Origin of the sequence: Tardiphaga sp. 841_E9_N1_2 (genome assembly GCF_051811065.1) — a bacterium.
In the GTDB taxonomy this organism is placed as follows: domain Bacteria; phylum Pseudomonadota; class Alphaproteobacteria; order Rhizobiales; family Xanthobacteraceae; genus Tardiphaga; species Tardiphaga robiniae.
Genome location: NZ_JBPWQC010000001.1, coordinates 1,365,216 through 1,385,406, shown reverse-complemented (window position 1 = coordinate 1,385,406; position 20,191 = coordinate 1,365,216). Strand labels below are relative to the sequence as shown.

Below are 20,191 nucleotides of genomic sequence, written 5' to 3'. Positions count from 1 at the left end.
TCTCTGCCAGCAGTTCGTAGCATAATGTGACGACCTCATCTTCGTACCAGGCGTTGGGAACGCCGTCGCAACTCGCGACTTTGAGTGTGAGCGGGTGGGGCAGGCGGAGAGGGCTCAGCAATTGCTGCAGGAGCTCGAGGGCTCGGCCTTGCTCGATCTGATCGTAGATCGCCTGGTGCGACGGGTCCGTTGGCGCAACATACTTGTATCGGATCTGGTTGGGCTTGGCTCGCGTCGCTGCATCTACGCTGCCGACGGCGGCCAAGGCCGCGAGGAGCATTGCGGTCACAATTGCGGTCGCTGGGGCAAGCGTTCGGCTCAACAGGCCGCTCCGTATCGCGTCCGAAGCGGTCGTCCGATAGGATTGCCGATGGTTGGGCTGTGGCGACATGTTGGTAAGCCGATTCGAGCGTGGAGATTGCGCCTGTTATTTCTGATCTCGGTGCGATGCGCCGAACGCCGCACGATAGATTGCCCAGTAAGCGACACCGACAAAGCCGGCGCCGCCTATGATGTTGCCGAGCGTTACCGGCAACAGATTGTGGAATATCGCGGACATTGTGATGGATGAAGTGTCGAAATTCGCTGGCGCGTGACCGGTTTGGACTAGCAGCCACGCCAGGGGGAGGAAATACATATTGGCAACGCAGTGTTCGAACCCGGCTGCTATGAAGGCAGACACCGGCAGGATGACTGCAACGATCTTGTCGGTAACTGACCGGCCAGCATAAGCAAGCCACACCGCCGCGCAAACGAGCACGTTGCAAAGGATGCCTTTGAAGAACAGTGTCATCATATCGGGGCGAAGTTTTCCGGCGGCCGTATTCAGTATCGAAAGGCCGATGCGGCCATCATTCATGTCCGGGTGATGAGAGAGAAAGACCAGCACAACCAGTCCAAGTGATCCGAGGAAATTTCCGAGATAGACGGTGGCCCAGTTGCGGAGCATCGCCGCCGTAGATACCTTTCCGCTCGCCCACGCCATCACGATCAGGTTGTTGCCCGTGAACAACTCGGCGCCTCCAACTAGAACAAGCGCAAGTCCGAGGGAGAACACTAACCCGCCGACGACGCGCACAGTGGCGAAGCTGAGATCTGCGTCGCTGGCAATGATCGTGTAGTAAAGAGCGCCGAAGCCGACGCTACCGCCCGCGATGACCGCCAGCATGAAGGAGGCCAGGAACGGTAGCGTTGCCTTCTTTATTCCGACCTTTTCTACAGCTTCCTTGATTTCTGCCGGGCTGTAAGCCTGCAGATTGAAGATAGCCGGTTGCGGCGCGGGGATCCGATCGGGCATTCCTGCTCCTCCTCGATCGTCGTCACTGGCGCTATTGCCCGCCTGTACTGCCTATCGTCAAAAGCCCGACGATCTGCGCCGCGATCACTTTCAAAAGTGTCATCGATGGGAAGATCATGGCGTAGCCGATGTCTGGGCGTTCGGTCGGCGCCATTTTCGTTGAATAGACCAGGATGGCAGGGTTTCCAGTTGCGCCGGATGCCACGCCGACCAGGTCATCGTATGGGATCTTCAGAATGTAGTGGCCGACAACGAGGACGATGAACACTGTCGTCAGAAGTATGGAAACACCGATGAACAGCATTGTGAATCCCGATTCCGCTACGGTGCGGACGAAGGGCTGTCCGGAATTCACCCCAACAGTTGCGAGAAAAATCGCGAGACCGAAGTTCCGAAGAACGATGTTCGCTGGCAGAGGCATGGTCCAAAGCATCGGTCCGGTGCGGCGGAGCTTGCCGAGAACGAGCGCAACGATTAGCGGGCCGCCGCCGATGCCGAGCGTCACAGTACCCACGCCCGGAATCGGAATAGGGATCAGACCGAGAAGGACGCCCATCACCATGCCGAGACCGAGCGAAACATAGCTGAAGTCAGCAGTCGCCTTGATGGAGTCACCAAAATGTTTGCGGATGTCTTCTTTCTTGTCCGGCGGCGTCAGCACTCCGACGCGGTCGCCAAACTCCAGCATGAGGTCGGGAGATGGAACGAGGTCAGCATCGTAGCGCCGCACGTGCAAGATGTGCGCTGGCACGCCGGGCGGCATCGGCAGCTTCGAAAGCGGTACGCCGACCGTGCTGGCCTTGCCAACGAAGACCCGGATGTAATCGAGGTCGGCGCGGTCGCTCGCGAGCCGGCCCGGTTCGAGTCGGCCAAGACGTTCAGCCGCCAGTGCGATTTCCTCTTTGCGATCGGCGACGACGAGCAGGGCGTCTCCCGCATTCAGAATGGTGCCGTCGGTCGGAACGACGTTGCGGCCGTTCTGGCGGACCATCGTGATCTGCAGCTCGGCGAGAGAGTCAGTGGCGAGGTCTCCAAGCGTGACACCGGAAAAGTTCTCGCCGATAGTGATTTCGCCCATATGAAAATGCTGGGCCTTGGCCGGGAACTTGGGCTTAACGAGCCTGGTCATGAAATAGATGCAGAGAATTGGACCGATGACGCCAAACGGATATGCGATTGAATATCCGATCGACGGGTCCTTGTTCTTCATGACGTCGAGCGCGGCCTGTAGTGATGCCGTGCTTGTCATCGATCCCGCATAAAGCCCAAGGGTATGACCAATTTTGATGTTAAATATGTGCCCGAGCCCGAGCGCTACGGCCAAGCCGGTCAGGCACGCAACGAGGGCGAGCAGATTGTATTTCTGCCCAACTCCGCTCATGCCTTCGAAAAACTGACGGCCGTAGAGGATGCCGATCCCGTAGAGGAACATGATTAGACCGGTCAGTCCGATCGGACCAATGATCTGGGCTTTTGGCGCAAAGGCCCCGATCCCGAGGCCGACAAAAAGAACGGCTCCGACGCCCATGGAAAATCCGGCGATGCTGATCTGGCCGACGAGGTAGCCTAATCCAATCGCCAGAAAAGCCGTCAAGATTGGCTGGCTGCCGATGATGTCGCGCGCAAAATCCATCATGTGTCTTACTCCCAAATCTGCCGAACAATTGTTTGATCAGCGTGCTTGACATCCCGCAGCACGGAACTGTCCGAGCACCCGGTTCACCAGATCCGGACTGGGCGGTAGCGTGTCAGCAAGTTTGTATTCGAGACCCATCGCTTTCCACTTGAACGCGCCCATCTGGTGGAAAGGTTGCACTTCCACCCATTCGACATTCTTCATCGGCGCGACAAATCGCGCGATGCCATCGACATTCGCCGGATCGTCATTCTCGCCGGGAACGAGGGTGAAGCGGACCCAGACCGGCTTCGACATCGACGCCAAGCGCTCGGCAAAACGAAGCGTTGGCGCGATGTCGCGGCCGGTAGTTCGACGATATGTTTCGGGATCCGAACTCTTGATGTCGAGAAGAACGAGGTCGATCTCGGACAGATAGGTATCGTCCGCGTGATCGCCGAGGAAGCCGGAGGTCTGCACAGCCGTGTGCAGGCCCATCTTCTTGGCGCCGGCAAATATTTGCTGGGTAAACGCGCGCTGTACCATCGGCTCGCCACCCGAGATGGTTAGCCCGCCGCCAAGTGCCCGAAGGGAGGGCGCGAAATCGGCAAGGCGGCGGAGCACGTGGGCGGCCGAGACGTAGGTGCCGTCCTTAAGGTGCCAAGTGTCCGGATTGTGACAATAGGTGCATCGCAGAAGGCAGCCCGAGACGAACAGCACGGTGCGCAAGCCGGGCCCGTCGTAGCGAGAGGACGTCTCATAGGAATGGCAGTATCCGAACGTGCCTTCCTGGTCCTTGAATTTGTCCTCATCGGGCGCGTCGGGTGAAATCCCGACCCGAAGGTCATGACGACTTCCCGGCTCCAGGGTCTGCACCGTTGACATGGTGCACCTCGCTCAGATCTGGCCGTGGAAGGTGCGGCTGATCACGTCGCGTTGCTGCTCTGGCGTCAGTCGGACGAAATTCACGGCATAACCCGAGACCCGGATCGTAAGTTGTGGATACTTGTCGGGGTTTTTCATCGCGTCCTCGAGCGTTTCCCTGTCGATGACGTTCAGGTTCATATGGAACCCGCCTCGATCGAAGTACACGTCGAATGCCTTGACTGCTTCATCCACGAGTTGGTCTTCCGACAGATGAGCCTTCTGGGGAGCGACCGAAACTGTGTAGCTGATGCCGTCCTGCGCATCCTTGTAGGGTAGCTTTGCGACCGAGAGGCAGGACGCGAGCCAACCGTGGCTATCGCGTCCATGCATTGGGTTCGCGCCAGGTCCGAACGGCTCTCCTTTCCGCCGTCCGTCCGGGGTGTTTCCGGTGGCTTTGCCGTAGACGACGTTGGACGTAATCGTGAGCACGCTCTGGGTGTGTGTCGCGTTCCGGTAGGTCGGATGCTTACGGATTTTCTCCATGAAACGCGTGACGAGGCTAGAGGCGATCTGATCGACCCGGTCGTCGTTGTTACCGAACTGCGGCGTCGACTTGTTACCCTCGTTCTGGTAGTCAACCACAAGTCCCGTCGCGTCTCGCACGACGCGTACTTTCCCGTACTTCATAGCGCTGAGACTGTCGGCAACCACCGAGAGGCCTGCTATGCCGAACGCCATCGTCCGCAGGATGTCGCGGTCGTGAAGCGCCATCTCCAGACGCTCATAGAAGTACTTGTCGTGCATATAGTGGATGCAGTTCATGGCGTGGACGTAAATCTTGGCGAGCCACTCCATCGTCGTATCGAACTTGCCCATCACATCGTCGTAGTCGAGGAAATCACCCGCAACGGGCTGCGACTGAGGCGCGACCTGCTCGCCAGATACTTCGTCTCGGCCGCCGTTGATGGCATAGAGCAGTGCTTTCGCCAGATTGACCCGCGCTCCAAAGAACTGCATCTGCTTTCCGAGGCGCATTGCCGAAACACAGCAGGCAATGCCGTAATCGTCCCCCCAGAAAGGTCGCATCAAATCGTCATTCTCGTACTGAAGTGAAGAGGTGTCCTTGCTGACTCTCACGCAGTATCGCTTGAAGGGCGCGGGCATCTTGGTCGACCAGAGCACCGTAATATTCGGCTCGGGCGCCGGACCGAGATTGTAGAGCGTGTGCAGCATCCGGTAGCTGCTTCGGGTCACCAAAGCCCGCCCGTCCAAATCCATGCCACCAACGCATTCGGTCGCCCAGTAGGGGTCGCCGCTGAACAACGCATCATAGTCAGGGGTACGGAGGAAGCGGACGATGCGGAGCTTCTGGACAAGCTGGTCCCAGAGCTCCTGGGCCCCGGTTTCGTCCAGAATGCCGCCTTTCAGGTCGCGCTCGATGAAGATATCGAGGAAGCTCGATATACGGCCGATCGACATCGCGGCGCCGTTTGCCTCCTTGATCGCGCCAAGATAGGCGAAATACGTCCACTGGAATGCTTCATGTGCATTCGCTGCTGGCTTGGATACGTCGCTCCCGTAGAGCTTCGCCATGGCAGCCAGATCGCCGAGCGCACGCATCTGCTCCGAGAGTTCTTCGCGCATCCGAATGATTTCGTCGGTTGGCCACATGTCGTCGATCTGGGCGCGTTCTGCCTGCTTGACCTCAACGAGACGGTCGATCCCGTAAAGAGCCAAACGGCGATAATCACCAATGATGCGGCCGCGCCCGTAAGAGTCGGGCAGACCGGTAACGATCCCGGATCTCCGACAGTTCATGATCTCGGGCGTATAGGCGTCGAACACGCCATCATTGTGCGACTTACGATATTTCGTGAATGCCTCGTGCACGCGCGCGTCAGGTTCGAAGCCGGCAGCTTGCAAACCGTTCTCAACCATCCTCAGGCCGCCGAACGGGAAGATCGCTCGCTTGAAGGGCTCATCCGTCTGCAGGCCGACAATGACTTCATTGTCGCGATCGATATAGCCAGCTTTGTGTGCCAGCATAGTGGAAGGAGAGGCCGCATCTACCGCAAGCACGCCCTTCTTTCTCTCATCCGAAAAGTAAGGCTGCAGTTTCGCCCATACCGCCTTTGTGCGCTGCGATGGAGCTGCCAGGAAAGTCTCGCTACCGGTATAAGGCGTAACGTTCCGGACAATAAAATCGCGCACATTGATCGAAGTCTGCCAGTCTCCTGGCCGGAACCCCTTCCAGCAATCTTTGGTGTCAGCTTCCTTCCTGAGTGCTGCACTTGCTTTCATGGTTTCCTCCGGTGCTTCCTCGGTCGCTGTGCCGATGGGGTGATTTTGCGCGAGCAAGTGTCTCGGATGTTGGTCCAGCCGAGCTACCGATGCTTGATCTAGATCAAGCCAACGCTGAGCCAAGCGCAGTTGTATCCACAGAGTTCTTGCCTCTCCGTCGTCTTACCCGCCCGAGCGGTCACTCAGTTTAGGGGGCTGGTCTTGCAGCGATGCGGCGGGACCGCCTGATATGTGCTGCGAACTTGTAGGGGAGAAACGGCTCTTGGCGGTGTGTGAATTAAAAGAGGGTTCCGAATGGCTGAAACACCCAAACTCTCCGTAGAGAAAGCGTTGAGTAAACTGCGTGAGAACGATGCAAAATCGGATAGTGCAGTACGCGACGAAAAGAGCGATGCGCTGAATGAAGAAATAAAACGAATGAGAGCGCAGCGTCTGCGGCTAGGTCAGCAGCCGCCCAAGCGCGACTAGTGCCTGCGAGACAAAGACTTTCGATCTCTTCCTTCTCGGGAGCTTCGCTGTGATTCCGAGCGAGCCGCCTTTAACGGACGCCTATCTGAGAACGCCAAAGGCCGCGGCGTTTGCCGGGATCATATTCTCGGTCCTGTTGTTTGCAGTGTTTGGGCTCATGCGGCTCTCAGTCCCCTCCGATCCTTTCGAGCGGGGAGCTTGGCTTGCGGGAGACACCGGTTATGTCACGCTGGCCATGAACCTAGTGCCATTCGCCGGGATAGCTTTTCTATGGTTCCTGGGAGTTCTTCGCGATCGACTCGGGGCACGGGAAGATCGTTTTTTTGCTACGGTCTTCTTAGGAAGCGGATTTTTGATGTTGGCCATGCTTTTCGCCGCGGCCGCGGTTGTTGGTGCGATCATCATCGCGTTCCACGCGGCGCCCGAGTTGCTCATTCACTCTGCGACGTTTCACTTTGGGCGCGGCTTAGCCTACGGGATGGTCAACATCTATTTGGCGAAGACGGCGGCCGTCTTCATGATCACGACATCGACTATTGCTATCTATACCCGTTTGACGCCGCGTTGGCTGGCGGTCGGCGGATATGTCATCGCAGCTGTTCTTCTGCTTGGAAGCAATTGCTTCGATGGAAGCTTGCTCGTTTTCCCACTGTGGGTCTTGGTCGTCAGCGCGTCGGTCTTGTACGACAGGCGGCCCGTTCCTAGTTCGAAGGCGCTGCCGCCGCAAAATTAAGGCGTATTGGGTTTATTGATGGTAGCACAGACGCTAGGTCATCATCGCTATCACATCATATATGGAGCATGTCGATGTGGATTCTGATGTACGTCTTTTCCTACTCAGTGAGCCCTGCGGTGACAAACGACAGATCGGAATGGAGACTTCTTCCAACTGTTGTGTTTCAGGAGTTCTCCAACGAGGAACGATGCAAGAAGGCCAAGCTGATGCTTGAAGGCAGCTTAAAGGAGGCGGGAGCCAAGTTGAAAAGTGGGCTTGAAGACCTTAAGAGTGTCGGTAAGGCCGACCCTGCGCAGATCATCATTGCATTTAATGTGGAATGCCTTCCGAAATAGATTGTGCCGCTGAGATATCGCTATTGTCTTACTCCACAGCCAGCACCGGCGACGAATAGATGACAGCTCCACGAAATCCCAACGTGCCTAAAGTGGTCACTCGATGCTGACTTCTTGTCCGTGCATAGCTGTTAGCAGCGATACTCTCTACCGCGGTCGTGGCATCTTGATGCCGAGCGCCCGTTCAATGCCGGACACCACCGTTGCGCGCGGGTTTGTCGAACAATAATCTTTCACCACCTTAGCGGCCTGCGCGAATTGATAGAGGTCGATAGTGGTATTTCGAACGCTCGCATTGTAGTAGCCACTCAGCCACATGGCGATGCCGGAGAAATCCTGGAAGCCGAGCTTGGTCAATTCACTGCAGCTCATCTTGCTCATGTCGACGACCATCTTGTCTTCTGCAGCGGCTGGCGCAGCCAATGATGATATGACCGTGGTCGCAACGAGTAATTTATGCATGCCGCTCTCTGCGTTGTTTCATACGCAACCAAGCGGCTGCGCTATGCCTCGGCGGGCAGATTCCGCTGGTTGCGGCTACCCGGACTTGATCTGAATCAATGGGCGGTCTGGTCAGGAGTCCATTAGTGTCGGTCATTTCCTGGCAGCAGGCTGACACTCCTCTTTTTACGGTCACAGAGCCGCAGCGGAGGAGTTTTTGTGCGAGACACGCAGCATGGACGCGATCAAGCTACCCATCTGGCTGCGGATCACGTTGGTCGCAGGCGCCGTCGTTCTGATGACGAGCGCCGGGCTATTTGCCTGGCACTGGCATGCCCGGCCTACAACCCTCTCCATCGCGGCGGGGTCACTGGATGGCGAGGCGAGCAGGTTGGTCGCTGCATTGGCTAGCAGGCTGGCGCAGCAGAAGGCGCCGGTGCGGCTCAACATCGTTGAGGCAGCAGGCGCTGCCGAAGCGGCCGATGCATTTTCTTCCGGCACGGTGGATCTTGCCGTGGTCAGGGGTGACGTTGGCGACCTCTCGCAGGCGCAAGCGGTCGCCGTTGTGACGCATACGGTGGCTCTGCTGGTCGCTCCACCGGGCTCTCCTATTACTGATATTGCAAGCCTGAAGCGCGCCAACGTCGGCGTAGTCGGCGGCGATATCAATCAGCGGCTCGTAAAAGTCTTGATCGACGAGTATGACCTCACGCGATCTGGGGTCGTCTTCAAGAATATTGGGCTGGCTGACACGCGACGCATGATCGACTCCAAGGAAGTGCGCGCGATACTGATCGTGATGCCACTTGCGGAAAAGTATCTGTCGCTTCTGCGTAGTCTGTTCCCGCAGGCCGGGAAATCCGGCCCAACACTGATCCCGATCGAATCGGCTCCGGCTATTGCCCAGAAGGAGCGGGCGTATGAGTCCTTCGAAATTCCAAAAGGTACGTTGCGAGGCTCTCCGCCCAATCCGGCCGAGGACGTCACTACGCTGCGGACCTCATTCTATCTGGTTGCCCAAAAGACGTTGAGCAGCGATCTCGTGGCGGACCTCACGGAATCCGTGATGAAAGCGCGGCGCGACTTATTGGCCGAATTGCCGATCTTGGCTCAGGTCTCGGCGGCCGATACAGACGCGTCTGCCTATCTGCCGGCGCACCCGGGGGCGGCGGTATTCTACAACGGCACGCAGGTGAGTTTTCTGGACAAATGGGGCAACATAATCTTTTTGGTACCCATGATCGTGGGCGCGCTTGCGTCCGTGTTCGCTGCATCCTGGAAGTTCCTGTGGGCGAAGCCGCCGCTGACCCAAGAGGAGGCGCTGGATGTACTCTATGCACTCGGACGGCGTATCCGTGGCAGCAGCGATGAGGCTGAACTCGACGAAATCGAGCGCGAGATCGACGGAGTGCTTCAGACGCAACAATTAAAGCGCGCGTCGAGCGATGAGGAGGCCCGCGATGTTGTTGCGCTAAACGTGGCAGCCCATCGGCTGGAAAACCTGATCCATGATCGCAAGCTGTTGGTTGGGGCGCAGCGAACTGGCGCGTCTGGAGAACAGGCCTAATGCAATTCCTCGCGCGTTGCCCGAGCGCACGCCGCTCTCGAGGTTGCCTGCCGTGTGCGGCGTACCGCTCGTAGCTTCGGTCGACCGAACGCAATCGGGCAAAATTGCGAGTAGCGCGAAAGGTAGTCGACTTCCATCGTTTCAAGAACAGGACAATGCGGGGTGTTGCTGGCATCACCTCAGCCAGACCCCGTGGGATTTCGTGGCTCCGGTTTCAGAATTCGGGAACGTCTCGGGCAGCGCCGTAACTGCCCTCGGCCCGGTCGAGAATGATCCAGAACGAATGTCGCAACGTATTTGTAACTGCCGCTCTAGCTGGGGATTGCCTCCCATGCTTTGATGTTGGGGCAGGGATCATTCCAGGGCGGAGGCACTCTTGACTGGCAATGGCGTGGGGCGGCTAGGGGCAGTTGATCCGACCCGGCAATGGGTCACCGCGATTGGCGTGACCGTGGCGGTTGGCTTCGCGTTTTTTCTAGCGGCGCGGCTCGGTCTTACTCTGCTGACAAAGCCTGATGGCGTGGCCGTGTTCTGGCCGGCTTCCGGTGTTGCCACCGGAGCCCTGATAGCGCTTGGTCCCCGTGCCAAATTGCCAGTTGCTATCGGGACGGCCGCGGCAACGATTGCAGCCAATATGTCGGGAGACAGAACCTTGGCAGGCTCTGTCATCTTTGCTCTGTGCAATGCCGGTGAGGCATTGCTTGCCGCTGGCCTTATTGAGCACAGATTTGGTCCGGGTTTCGCTCTCGACCGGTTGCGACATGTCCTCGAATTGCTCGCGGCAGCGGTTTTCGCGAGCGCTATCTCGGGGATCGGCGGGATCTTGGGGTTCAAATTATTCCAGGGTTCGACAGCACCGATCTTGACCATTTGGGAGCACTGGTTCGCGTCAGCCGCGCTTGGCATCATAACCTTTGCGCCTTTGCTGATCGGAACTGGCGCGGCCGTGCGCAACCCGCCGTCGGCAAACGAGGCTGTGGAAGGATCATTACTGCTCTTGGCAATAACTGTGCTGGGCGCCCTTGTTGTCTTTCCGCCGCACGGATCATGGACGCATGTGGTTCCCATCGCGCTGCTGTTCCCGCTATTGCTGCTGCTGACGGCCCGTTGCCAACCGATGTTCGCCGCGGCAGCAGCATTCATCTTTGCGCTGACAATCGTGTGGACTATAGCCTTTGACATTGGGTATTTCGGCACCCCTTATCTGCCGATAGACGAACGCGTCGTGGGCGCGCAAGCCGCCATCCTGACAACGTCGCTCTGCGCGCTGGTTCTTGCCTCTCTGTTCGCAGAGCGGCGTGAGCACGAGGCTGCGGTTAGCGAGGTTGCGGCCCGGTTGGAAGAGGCGTTGGAGGCCGGTGCGGTAATGGCCTTCGAATGGGACGCTCGCACCGGCTTGTCGCGACATAGTGAAAATGCTTCGAACGTACTTGGCTGCGACACACTAGTTCCGTTAACAACAATTCGCTTTTTTGCGCTGGTTCACCCTGATGACCGCGCTAGCTTCAAGTCGCAGGTGAAAAATGTCCGGCCGGACAAACCTTCGTATGCAATCACCTTTCGAGTGATGCACCCCGACGGTCGGGAAATGTGGCTTGAAGAAACGGCAACGGCCGAGTTCGACCAAGCCGGGGAATGCATATGCATCAGGGGCCTGACCCGCGATATAACGGAACGCAAGCGAGCTGAGGAGCATCAACGGTTGCTGGTGGCAGAGCTTGATCACCGCGTCAAAAATGTGCTTGCGCGGGTCGGGGCGGTCGCCATGTGCACGAGACAGGGCAGCAGTACGATGGACGAATTTGTCCAATCCCTCGATCAGCGCATTCAAAGCATGGCAATTGCCCATGAGTTGTTAAGCCAGAATAAATGGGAGCGAGTTCGCGTCGCGGATATTGTCCGCCTCCAGTTGGCGCCCTATGCGACGAAAGCAAACACGACGACTTGCGGACCCGATATCGCGCTCAACGCCGTGGCAGTTGAGGCGCTGGGGATGGTGTTGCACGAGCTTGTGACGAATGCATCCAAATATGGCGCACTGTCGATCCCGGAAGGCAGGGTGTCCGTAAGCTGGGGCTCCCGCAGCAATGGAGGCGCCGCGAAAGTTTTGAACATCGTGTGGCGCGAGACAGGGGGTCCACCGGTAGAGGCTCCGCCTCAGGAAGGATACGGAACAAGCCTCATTTGCAGTCTCATCCCGCATGAGCTCGGTGGTACGGTCAACCTTGCATTTTCGTCTGAGGGTATATCCTGTACAATCGAGATACCACTCAAAACAGGCATAGCCGATGCCACGTGAAAGGACCTCTCATCGTTCCTTCTGTCTGTTAAGGATAGGGCGCAACATCGCGAGAAGTGTTTCCGCTCTTACGGGTTTCGTCAGAATGGCCTCGGCCTTGCCGGGAGGTAGAGAGACGGACGAGTAACCTGTGACGACGAGAACGGGAATACAACGTTCGTGCAGGCGATCAATCAAGTCGTTAGACCGCTCGCCGTCTCGGAGATTGATATCGATGATGCCTACATCGGGAGCATCTTCGGCAATCAGGCGCTCGGCGTCGGCTATGGTAGCAGCTGGACCGGATACATCCGCTCCCAATAAGCGAAGCAGTCGTTTCATAGCATTGCCGAGTTGCCAAGAGTCTTCAACCAATAGGATATGTGTGCCTTTCAGTTCCGACGGTCCGCTTGCAATGGGTTGGTGACCGATCAGCGCCATGTTGGATCCCTGCGCAATGGTATCTGTTGTGACCTGTCTTCATTGCCACGCCAGCGATTATCGGAACGCTAACGCTCAAATCCGTGCTTGTTCCGGAAGCGGGAAAGCCTATGCCGACGAATGCCCTTTCTGAGGCCCACAACCTTGTCGCTGCAATCGTAAAGTGGCAAATCCCCGCCAGTTTCAACTGTTCACCAGCAGATTTCCGAGTTCAGAGCCTCGTGGAAGGAACGCTATTCAGTGTCAAGTTCCTTACAATGTATAACGGTGTTCTGAAGGTCAATTGATAAGAAGGCTTCGGCACCCAGGAGACCAGTAACGAGGCGCCGAACAATTGGTTATCACTGTCATCTAACTGGTCTAGGTCTATACGAAGTAGTGGCTGAGTGAACGATGCAATTGGATTAAAATTGAGGAGCCGTGCGCCTCCGAAAGACTGAACCCCGACGCGACCGGTGAGCTTCCAATTGTTGTCCCACTGGTAGAAGCCGCCGACGTAGCCGATCAGATTTGCATTGACGGTGGCCAAGACAGCACCGGCTGCCACCTTTGTGTATTGAAGGGCGGCCAGCATTCCACACGATTCCACACGTCTCGTCATCGTTCAGAGCGTAATCCGCTTCGATGACGTTGTTGAAAGATGTCGTCGCCAGCGAAGCGTCGGGCACGGAGCGCGTTAAAGTCTCCTGTATCGTAATCGTCGGGATCAGGCCGCCGTTCTGGCGGTATATGTCAGCCTGGAGCCCGACGTTCCAGCTATTGTTCGTGAATGCGCTCCAGGCGTCAGCGCCTGCATGGGTGGCGGCCGCGCACCGCACCAGGCGCTTCCGAGTCACGTCACGGTCACGAACAAGAGAAGCGGGCGATCGGCCCGAGCCCGGATCACGGACCGGGGGCAGTTTATCAAGGGGCGCTGCATTTATCTGTCTCGAGCCGCCGCCAGCGCAAATCGGCTGACGGCATCGCCAAGGTGACCGTCCTACGGGAGGTCACGGGGAGGCTCAGCCAGAGTCATACGTGGAAACACACGTGTGAATGCGTGCACGCGTGTACCGCTTGCGAGGTGATCTACTGACAAAATGCTAGGGGCTGCGACCCCGTGTAACACGAAAAACAGGGCATACGGTCCCTACGCCGGGGGGGGCGCGTCTGGCAGTATACTGGCTGGTCCTGTCCCGTGGCGCGATGCGGCGTTCGACATCCGAAGGGCCGTCGAGCCGTATAATTCGCTGATGCGCTAGCGCTCATGTTCCGCCCAATTGCATACTTCGGCAGCGCACGTCGGTCACTGCGGATCAGGTGGGGCAGCACGAACCTTCACCCGCATGACGGTTGGCTTCTCTGCTTGCCACGCCTCAAGGAGCGTCAGACCGAACTGAGCATTGACGTAGTCAGCGACGAAGCTGGTCGGTGCAGCCAGCGTAACGACATCCGCCGTTTCGCCAACGAAGCTCAGCTTCGCGATCCAGGCGCCGCATTTGTCATCGCCAAGCCGCCTCCGTAGACGTCCCACAACGGCGGCCAGCAGCGGATCAGTGTCCCACCGCCCTAAAGGATCGGGGCGAGCAGCGGGCGCGGCGACGTCTGACTGCCCCGTCGTGGAAGACTGCACGGCATCGTCAATGACGTGCACAAATCCCTCGATCAACCTGGCCAACAGCCTCGCATCGGCATCATCGGTCTTGCGGAGCGTCTCTGCCAAGCGAGATAGGCGATCCATTGAAAGGCCACCTGTCACGCTGCCCTCCGGCTGATCAGCTCGAGTCGAACCTTTGCCAGGCTTTCTTCAGTCAGGGTGCCAGATCGCTGCTGGGCGGTGAGCTGGTCTAACCGGCCAGGAGCAAGTTCGCCGAGCAATTCCCAGCCAAGCGCCACGTCCCCGCGACCCAGCCGGCCAGCAATTTGGGATTGCAGCGCCTCGGATCGAACAGGTGAAGGGGTCGACGCGGGTCGCGCGCGCGCAGCAGTAGAACTCTCGGTATAAGAAAAAGGTTTAGTAAAGTCAGTATTTGGTTTCTTCATTTCTTTATATGCAGCCGCCCTAGCCGGCGCCGGGTCAGCCGGAGCCGGGTATTCAGGCTGCGGTAGAAATGCCACAGCATCTGCAACAACGCCCGCGACATCATCGACGTCCGCCACGGGGGCGGGCTCGTCACGGATCACATATTCGAGGGCGACGAACGCACCATTTTCATTGCGGATCGTTTCGCGCGTGACGTAACCGGCAGCAATCAGGGTGCGAAAGATGCGCTGCATGCGATCCTTGCCAACACCCATGACCCGCCCGACCTGCGACAGATGCACAGCCCAATTCGGGGGCCGTGACAGCAAGTATCCCAGAACGCCTTTTTCATCGACGCCGATCCGGCCGTCTTCCCAGATTGAGTTTGGAAACGATGCGTAGCGGGAGTTGTGTTTTCTTCTGATAATCGTCATCGACGCTCGTTCCGATTGAGCTTTTTTGGGGCGCTTGCGGCCGCGGTAAAGTCTTCAAACGGGATTTGTTAGATTCGTGTTATGCGGAGATTGACGAGGCGCCAAGGTCAATAATCGACGGCCTTTAGGTCCGCTCACCAATCGCTGACATTGTGCTTGGCAGTCGGCCGGTAGTCCCGCCACCGCCTCGCATCCAACGGCAGCCGCGATCGGCCCAGATAGCGGCGATCGGTGACGGCTTCGATCCTCCGCCCACTTTGCGGCGCGGGATTATTGGTCCGCCACGCTAATTTCAAGGATTTCACGCGCCATAGAGTGACGCCCAAGCTGGCGCGCCCGCTGGGAACATTCATCGAGGGTATGGAGCAACATCGCTGGAAAGTGTTCCGGCGAGGAACAGTTTATCTTCATGTGAAGCCGGACATCGCCCACATGCACTCGTTCCAACTTCGCAGCACAGCTTGTCAGCTTCCGGATCAGCGATTCGCCTTTTGGCCTGCAGATCGTCCGATTGGCGGGTAAGCATCAGCGTCACCCCCGCGCCTTTGTCAGCTCCTTATTGAGAGCCTTGCAATCGCCGCCGGGTAGTGGTGTGGGGTGATATTGCGGAGACATGAGTCACGATACGCCGTGAACAAGCCAAGAACGAACGTCTTTGCAAAACGTCCAACAAAACGTCCAACACGAATGCTGGCCTTTGCGAATGGCTTTGAATTTATTCAGGAATTTTTTGGGGAAAGCGGCTTTGGCGCTCCCTAGCGGAATCGAACCGCTCTCTCCACCGTGAAAGGGTGGCGTCCTAACCGATAGACGAAGGGAGCAAAAAACCCCGGCCGATCCAGCGGCCCGAAATCAGGCCAAGGATACCGCGGTTCTGCACGGCTATTTCTAAAATCGCCGCAACATCAAAGCTTTAGGGCTGATCTATCGCGGGCGGCACCGACCGAAAGCAAATCAGTTTGGTGCCAGCGGCCGAACGTATAGTGACGTTTGTTCGGGTCGGCAAGTGGGCGGTGAGGGATCAGGTGGATGATCCCCATGCGCGGCGCACGGACCTTGTGCACAGGACATTTCGAACTCTTCTGCACCTCTCAACGGTTCTTAAAGCATGCAGGCTTAAGGCTCTCTCCCGGGGGCGTGGAGTGATGCGATGGCAGTGACGAAAAAACGCGACACACGCCGGTCCGTACACCAGGCCGCATGGATCACGCTGGACGGTGGATTCGCGGCCCGGCAATGCAATGTGCTGGATCTCTCGGCCTCCGGCGCGAAAGTCGTCGTCGACGATCCCACGTCGGTCCCCAACAAGATGAAGCTGGCCTTCTCGCGCGACGCACGCACCGGGCGTACGTGTGAAGTGGTCTGGCGCCGCGGCAAGACGCTGGGCGTTCGCTTCATCGCGTAGGGCCCCACGATCGTGCGCCCCGATATCGTCATTCCCGTATTGATGGGCTGCGCGCTGCTGTGGTGGATCGGCCGTGGCATGAACTGGTCCACGCGCCTTATCGTGGCCGCGATCACGCTGGTGGTGATCATGGGCATCCTGCTGCTCGAACGCTCGCTGAACTAACGTTCAAGCGAACGCCTGCGCTCAGGAGAGCGGCGGCGCGACATAGGTCTGGAAGCCCGGCCGTACCGAGATCGCCTGATACCAGCGTTGCAGATGCGGAAGTGCAGGGCGGATGACGCCCTCGACGCCGAACCATCGCCGCGCATAGCAACCGATGGCGATATCGGCGAGGCTGAAATCGTCGCCTTCCATCCAGGTCTGACGGGAAAGTTGCCGGTCGACCATCTCCCACAGCGCCGCATTGGCATCCGCGGCCTTCTGCAGCGCGGCCATGTCGCGGTCGGCGACGGGCGTCCGCACCAGTCCCCAGAACAACGGGCGTTCGGCCGGCTGCAATGTCGTCAGTGTCCAGTCGAGCCAGCGCTCCATTCCGGCGCGCACCTTTGGTGTGGATGGGTAGAGGCGCGATGTAGCGCCATAGGCCAGGGCGACATAGCGCATGATGGAATTGGATTCCCACAGCACGAAATCGCCTTGCACCAAGGTGGGCACGCGGCCGTTGGGATTCATCGCCAGATAGTCGGCCTCGCTGTTGCGGCCAAATTGCATGCCGGCATCAATGCGCTCATAGGCGACGTCGAGTTCATGGCAGCACCACAGAACCTTTTGCACATTGACCGAATTGGCGCGGCCCCAGATCTGCAGGGATGGAGTGGGAGTCTGTGGCACGATGAACCTCGCTGGCGAATAAGCGCCGCAGGTTTAGCCAGCAACGCGCCGCCATCGCAAGGCCGGTCTCGTGCTGACCTCTCACAAAGGAGCGAGCCCGCAAACGAAACAGGCCCCGCGTGAGCGAGGCCTGTTGATTGGTTCAGCTTGGGAGGCGTCAGCGACCGAAGAAGAGCCACAGCAGAATGATCACCGGAATCGGTACACCCAGCAGCCAGAGCAGAATTCCACGTCCCATTGTCTCAGCCTCCATGAAATCAGTATCGCATCAACAACGCGGCACTGCTCATGGCGTTCCACCGCTGCACCTGCAGCGATGCGTTTTGTGAGTTACCAATGTCCGGTGTTGGGCATTGACGACCACGGCTCCTGCGGCGGCAGTGCGTCGCCTTTCTGCAGAAGCTCGATGGAATGCAGATCCGGCGAGCGAACGAAGGCCATCTGGCCATCGCGCGGCGGACGATTGATGGTGATGCCGAGCTTCATCAACCGGTCGCAGGTCGCATAGATGTCGTCGACCTCATAAGCGAGATGACCGAAATAGCGATCCTCGCCATATTTCTCTTCGTCCCAGTTGTAAGTGAGTTCGACCAGCGGCGCGCCTCGTCCCTTGGTCTTGGCAAGGAACGCCTCGTCTTCGGCGGCGCACAAGAACACCAGAGTGAATTTCGCCTTGTCGTTGTCGACCCGGCGAACTTCCTTGAGCCCGAGCGCATCGGCATAGAATTTCAGGGCCGCATCCAGATTGCGGACGCGCAGCATGGTGTGAAGGTAGCGCATTGGGATTGTCTCCATGGGATCGACACAAGCGTGCAACCACTAGGGCAGCGGCGCTTGCCATAGCAGCTAAACAAGACAAATGGCAGATGTCGTCTTGAGAAAGAGGGCGCACCATCTGAATTGTGAAGAGCGTTGCCCTCAGGCGCTGACATCCACGATGGCGGGCGTATCGATTTCCCGCTTGTGCCAGACGGTCAAATCCTTGCGCGGCTTCTCCCACGCATATTCGTCACCGCTTTTTTGCAAATGCTTAATGGCCGCCACATGGGCGTCATCGGCGCTCTTGGCCTCCACGACGATCTCCACGGATTCCTCGACGGAGCGAACGACGACGACGCTAAAAAATTTCCTTGCCATGCGGGCATAACCGGCAGCGCAAGGCTACGTTCCCGGCGACGACGTATTAAGCCGTGACTGCAGCATTTTATCGGGAACGCTACCGTAATGGGTAATCTCGAACCGTGCGAGATTAGGTCGGGACGATGCTGAAATGATGGTCATCGATCTTCTCCCGCGTAATGTCGACAATGGCGCCGGGAAACCGAACCGCCTTGCCCGACGAATCGAGCGTGCACTTACCGCGCGCATAAACCCAATGCGTGTCGCCGTGAGAGACGACGCGATATTCACGGGAGAACACCTGACCGGTCGTCAGTGAGCGATTGATAGCGGCGGCGACATCATCGATGTCGTCCGGATGAATGGCATCCAGCCAGTCTTGTAACGGCGTGCCCCGCGAGGCCAAATCCGCATTGACGCCGAACAGGCGGGCGAATTTGCTGTCTGCATAGACGCGGTCATTGGCGATGTCCCAGTCCCAGGTGCCGACCAATCGATCCTGGATACTGGAATCGCCTTCATGATGACGCACGCCGCTCTGGGCGGCTTCGAGCGAAGCCATCCGCAGGATCTGCGCGAGAACTGTCTGATGGCTCGCCTGCGCCGAGATGGCGAGCTCCCTGCAGATCTCCGAGATGGGCCGACCGACAATCATCACCGCTCCCGGAACTTATTGGCCAACTGATCGTAATATTGCGTATATTGATGGGCATTCAATTCAACGTACAGGGAAAAGGTTCCGAAACCTTTCTGTACAACTTGGGAGTGTTACTCGTGTGGCGGTTTGGAAGGGCTTCGGACGAGGAGGCCTTAAAAATGGTTGTGACTTACCTCACCATCAACGAGCCGGAGCGCCGTCGCGAAATATTCGAACTCGCTGAGAAGTATGCGAAGGAGACCTGCGCTCCGCCGATTTCGCAGGACAACGTCGATAAGAAGTAACAGGCCGAGGAAGTAACGAACCAGGTAGGATCGCTTCACGATGCGGTTCTGTAGTTTAGTTTGATCGCGGGAGCGCCGGAAATTAACAGTCCACAACGGCTTCGTTAAAATCCGATCGGCCAAGTAACCTTCATCGGTTAGGTTAAAACCAGAGTATGATTGCGCGGAAATAAGAGTGAGCTATTCATTTCCCATCGAGGGAGTGACCATGTCCGCTTCGTTTCACAATGCCGACAAGCCGACCCATCGACGGGTGATGCTAGTAGGTTTTCTGTTCTGCGCAGCCTTTGTTGCCGTGAGCTTCTTCGCCCGGCCGCAGCCGGCAACGGACCATGTTCTGCTGAAAGCCGACAAGCTCACTCGCACAGCCGGCCAGCCTGTGACTGCCAATTAACCAAGCAAGCGTCAACGCTGGCTCGGCGTGGTGTTCGGGCTAAAGGGCATGATCACGCGCACCGGCTCTTGCGACACAGGTCGCTCATAAGCGACACGCTGGGTGTTTTTGCTTGCAACAGCGGGGGTCGGCTCGAGGAGCCACGGTACGAAGGCGATCATTCCGCAGACAAGCGCGACCGCGCTGAGCAGCAATACGCCATTATCTTCTTCTCTCGGTCCCATGCCATGGAAACACCGCACTGCGGCATTCGTTCCAATGAGCTATACGACCGCATACAAGCGGCGAGGGAAGACCATGAGAATTATCGTTGTTGGACTGCTGATCGCTGTCATCCCGCTGCAGGCCTTCGCTGCGGCGAAGAAGCCAGTGGCAATGAAGCAGAGCATGACACCGGCACCACGAAAAGCAGATCCGTGTAAGCAATACGGCGCCGGCTTCGTCCAGGTTGAGGGGACGTCGACCTGCATCAGGGTCGGCGGGAGCGTCGGCATTGGTGGGGGCGTTTCGCAATAGAGCGTGGATCGCCGCGGACTGGTGGCTACCTCAGACCTTCTTGTCGAGCTCGACCGGCGCCTCGGGCACCTCGTGATGGTCGTCATAGGCTCGTTTCGCCTGCAACTGGTCCCATGCCCCCGTGCGCAATGACAGCCGGCCGTAAGGCGGCGGATTCGGCCTCAATTCGACGGTTTGAACGACGAGGGCTGTGGACATC

General features: G+C 58.1%; 24 protein-coding genes and 1 tRNA gene. 10 read left to right on the top strand and 15 right to left on the bottom strand.

Translation table 11 applies throughout. The features are described 5' to 3' along the window. Positions 1–427: 427 nt before the first annotated feature. Genes AB8A50_RS06575 through pflB form a run of 4 tightly spaced genes read right to left on the bottom strand, consistent with a single transcriptional unit; the run spans position 428 to position 6,080 of the window. Complete coding sequence (locus tag AB8A50_RS06575) at positions 428–1,297, bottom strand: formate/nitrite transporter family protein (protein WP_120289556.1); 870 nt, start codon at positions 1,295–1,297, stop codon at positions 428–430. A gap of 31 nt (positions 1,298–1,328) precedes the next feature. Beyond that, complete coding sequence (locus AB8A50_RS06570) at positions 1,329–2,933, bottom strand: aspartate:alanine exchanger family transporter (protein WP_439077201.1); 1,605 nt, start codon at positions 2,931–2,933, stop codon at positions 1,329–1,331. A 36-nt stretch (positions 2,934–2,969) separates the two neighbouring features. After that, on the bottom strand, positions 2,970–3,797 hold the full coding sequence (pflA, locus tag AB8A50_RS06565; RefSeq protein WP_093758490.1) for a pyruvate formate-lyase-activating protein: 828 nt from the start codon (positions 3,795–3,797) through the stop codon (positions 2,970–2,972). 12 nt (positions 3,798–3,809) lie between these two features. Next, the gene (pflB, locus tag AB8A50_RS06560) at positions 3,810–6,080 is read right to left on the bottom strand and encodes a formate C-acetyltransferase (RefSeq protein ID WP_439077200.1); all 2,271 of its coding nucleotides are present in this window, start codon (positions 6,078–6,080) and stop codon (positions 3,810–3,812) included. 294 nt (positions 6,081–6,374) lie between these two features. Between pflB and AB8A50_RS06555 the strand changes: the two genes are divergently transcribed. The 3 genes from AB8A50_RS06555 (at position 6,375) to AB8A50_RS06545 (ending at position 7,619) form a co-directional block, all read left to right on the top strand. Next, on the top strand, positions 6,375–6,548 hold the full coding sequence (locus tag AB8A50_RS06555) for a hypothetical protein (protein ID WP_170849664.1): 174 nt from the start codon (positions 6,375–6,377) through the stop codon (positions 6,546–6,548). Between the two features lie 49 nt (positions 6,549–6,597). Beyond that, positions 6,598–7,281: a hypothetical protein gene (locus tag AB8A50_RS06550; RefSeq protein WP_120289560.1), complete on the top strand. Its 684-nt coding sequence runs from the start codon at positions 6,598–6,600 to the stop codon at positions 7,279–7,281. 74 nt (positions 7,282–7,355) lie between these two features. Beyond that, positions 7,356–7,619, top strand: coding sequence for a hypothetical protein (locus tag AB8A50_RS06545; RefSeq protein WP_120290313.1), 264 nt, complete (start codon positions 7,356–7,358; stop codon positions 7,617–7,619). A 147-nt stretch (positions 7,620–7,766) separates the two neighbouring features. On the opposite strand, the gene AB8A50_RS06540 is transcribed toward AB8A50_RS06545, so the two are convergent. After that, the gene (locus AB8A50_RS06540) at positions 7,767–8,081 is read right to left on the bottom strand and encodes an HdeA/HdeB family chaperone (RefSeq protein WP_120289562.1); all 315 of its coding nucleotides are present in this window, start codon (positions 8,079–8,081) and stop codon (positions 7,767–7,769) included. Between the two features lie 214 nt (positions 8,082–8,295). Here AB8A50_RS06540 and AB8A50_RS06535 point away from each other — a divergent pair, with 214 nt between their 5' ends. Next, the gene (locus AB8A50_RS06535; protein WP_120289564.1) at positions 8,296–9,627 is read left to right on the top strand and encodes a TAXI family TRAP transporter solute-binding subunit; all 1,332 of its coding nucleotides are present in this window, start codon (positions 8,296–8,298) and stop codon (positions 9,625–9,627) included. Between the two features lie 376 nt (positions 9,628–10,003). Continuing rightward, entirely contained in the window at positions 10,004–11,926 is a 1,923-nt protein-coding gene (locus AB8A50_RS06530; protein ID WP_120289566.1) for an HWE histidine kinase domain-containing protein, read from the top strand. Between the two features lie 9 nt (positions 11,927–11,935). On the opposite strand, the gene AB8A50_RS06525 is transcribed toward AB8A50_RS06530, so the two are convergent. From AB8A50_RS06525 to AB8A50_RS06505, 5 genes are all read right to left on the bottom strand, one after another. Further along, a complete protein-coding gene (locus tag AB8A50_RS06525) occupies positions 11,936–12,346 on the bottom strand; it encodes a response regulator (RefSeq protein WP_120289568.1) in 411 nt (136 codons plus the stop codon). Between the two features lie 211 nt (positions 12,347–12,557). Beyond that, entirely contained in the window at positions 12,558–12,920 is a 363-nt protein-coding gene (locus AB8A50_RS06520; protein WP_120289571.1) for a hypothetical protein, read from the bottom strand. 711 nt (positions 12,921–13,631) lie between these two features. Next, the gene (locus AB8A50_RS06515) at positions 13,632–14,048 is read right to left on the bottom strand and encodes a DnaA N-terminal domain-containing protein (protein ID WP_158596793.1); all 417 of its coding nucleotides are present in this window, start codon (positions 14,046–14,048) and stop codon (positions 13,632–13,634) included. Positions 14,049–14,080: 32 nt separating this feature from the next. Next, positions 14,081–14,782, bottom strand: a complete 702-nt coding sequence (locus tag AB8A50_RS06510) for a hypothetical protein (RefSeq protein WP_439077199.1) — start codon at positions 14,780–14,782, stop codon at positions 14,081–14,083. 746 nt (positions 14,783–15,528) lie between these two features. After that, a tRNA-Glu gene (locus tag AB8A50_RS06505) sits at positions 15,529–15,603 on the bottom strand. Between the two features lie 329 nt (positions 15,604–15,932). Between AB8A50_RS06505 and AB8A50_RS06500 the strand changes: the two genes are divergently transcribed. Together AB8A50_RS06500 and AB8A50_RS06495 are read left to right on the top strand one after the other, a co-directional pair. Next, entirely contained in the window at positions 15,933–16,187 is a 255-nt protein-coding gene (locus AB8A50_RS06500) for a PilZ domain-containing protein (protein ID WP_175368958.1), read from the top strand. A gap of 12 nt (positions 16,188–16,199) precedes the next feature. Further along, positions 16,200–16,352: a hypothetical protein gene (locus AB8A50_RS06495; protein ID WP_089264231.1), complete on the top strand. Its 153-nt coding sequence runs from the start codon at positions 16,200–16,202 to the stop codon at positions 16,350–16,352. A gap of 21 nt (positions 16,353–16,373) precedes the next feature. Here the strand turns inward: AB8A50_RS06495 and AB8A50_RS06490 are convergent, their stop codons facing one another. From AB8A50_RS06490 to AB8A50_RS06475, 4 genes are all read right to left on the bottom strand, one after another. Further along, the gene (locus AB8A50_RS06490) at positions 16,374–17,021 is read right to left on the bottom strand and encodes a glutathione S-transferase family protein (RefSeq protein ID WP_320444220.1); all 648 of its coding nucleotides are present in this window, start codon (positions 17,019–17,021) and stop codon (positions 16,374–16,376) included. A 330-nt stretch (positions 17,022–17,351) separates the two neighbouring features. Next, positions 17,352–17,801, bottom strand: coding sequence for a VOC family protein (locus AB8A50_RS06485; protein WP_439077198.1), 450 nt, complete (start codon positions 17,799–17,801; stop codon positions 17,352–17,354). A gap of 138 nt (positions 17,802–17,939) precedes the next feature. After that, positions 17,940–18,107, bottom strand: coding sequence for a hypothetical protein (locus AB8A50_RS06480; protein WP_439077197.1), 168 nt, complete (start codon positions 18,105–18,107; stop codon positions 17,940–17,942). Positions 18,108–18,270: 163 nt separating this feature from the next. Continuing rightward, a complete protein-coding gene (locus AB8A50_RS06475) occupies positions 18,271–18,795 on the bottom strand; it encodes a PAS domain-containing protein (RefSeq protein ID WP_439071778.1) in 525 nt (174 codons plus the stop codon). Positions 18,796–18,956: 161 nt separating this feature from the next. On the opposite strand from AB8A50_RS06475, the gene AB8A50_RS06470 reads away from it, so the two are divergent. The 3 genes from AB8A50_RS06470 (at position 18,957) to AB8A50_RS06460 (ending at position 19,992) form a co-directional block, all read left to right on the top strand. Next, the gene (locus tag AB8A50_RS06470) at positions 18,957–19,082 is read left to right on the top strand and encodes a hypothetical protein (protein ID WP_283805494.1); all 126 of its coding nucleotides are present in this window, start codon (positions 18,957–18,959) and stop codon (positions 19,080–19,082) included. Positions 19,083–19,290: 208 nt separating this feature from the next. Next, on the top strand, positions 19,291–19,476 hold the full coding sequence (locus AB8A50_RS06465; protein ID WP_231080628.1) for a hypothetical protein: 186 nt from the start codon (positions 19,291–19,293) through the stop codon (positions 19,474–19,476). Between the two features lie 297 nt (positions 19,477–19,773). Then, the gene (locus AB8A50_RS06460; protein ID WP_439077196.1) at positions 19,774–19,992 is read left to right on the top strand and encodes a hypothetical protein; all 219 of its coding nucleotides are present in this window, start codon (positions 19,774–19,776) and stop codon (positions 19,990–19,992) included. Between the two features lie 30 nt (positions 19,993–20,022). Here the strand turns inward: AB8A50_RS06460 and AB8A50_RS06455 are convergent, their stop codons facing one another. Next, positions 20,023–20,190 carry a hypothetical protein gene (locus AB8A50_RS06455; protein WP_439077195.1) on the bottom strand — a complete coding sequence of 56 codons (168 nt, stop codon included), beginning with the start codon at positions 20,188–20,190 and terminating at the stop codon, positions 20,023–20,025. Between the last annotated feature and the right edge of the window lies 1 nt (position 20,191).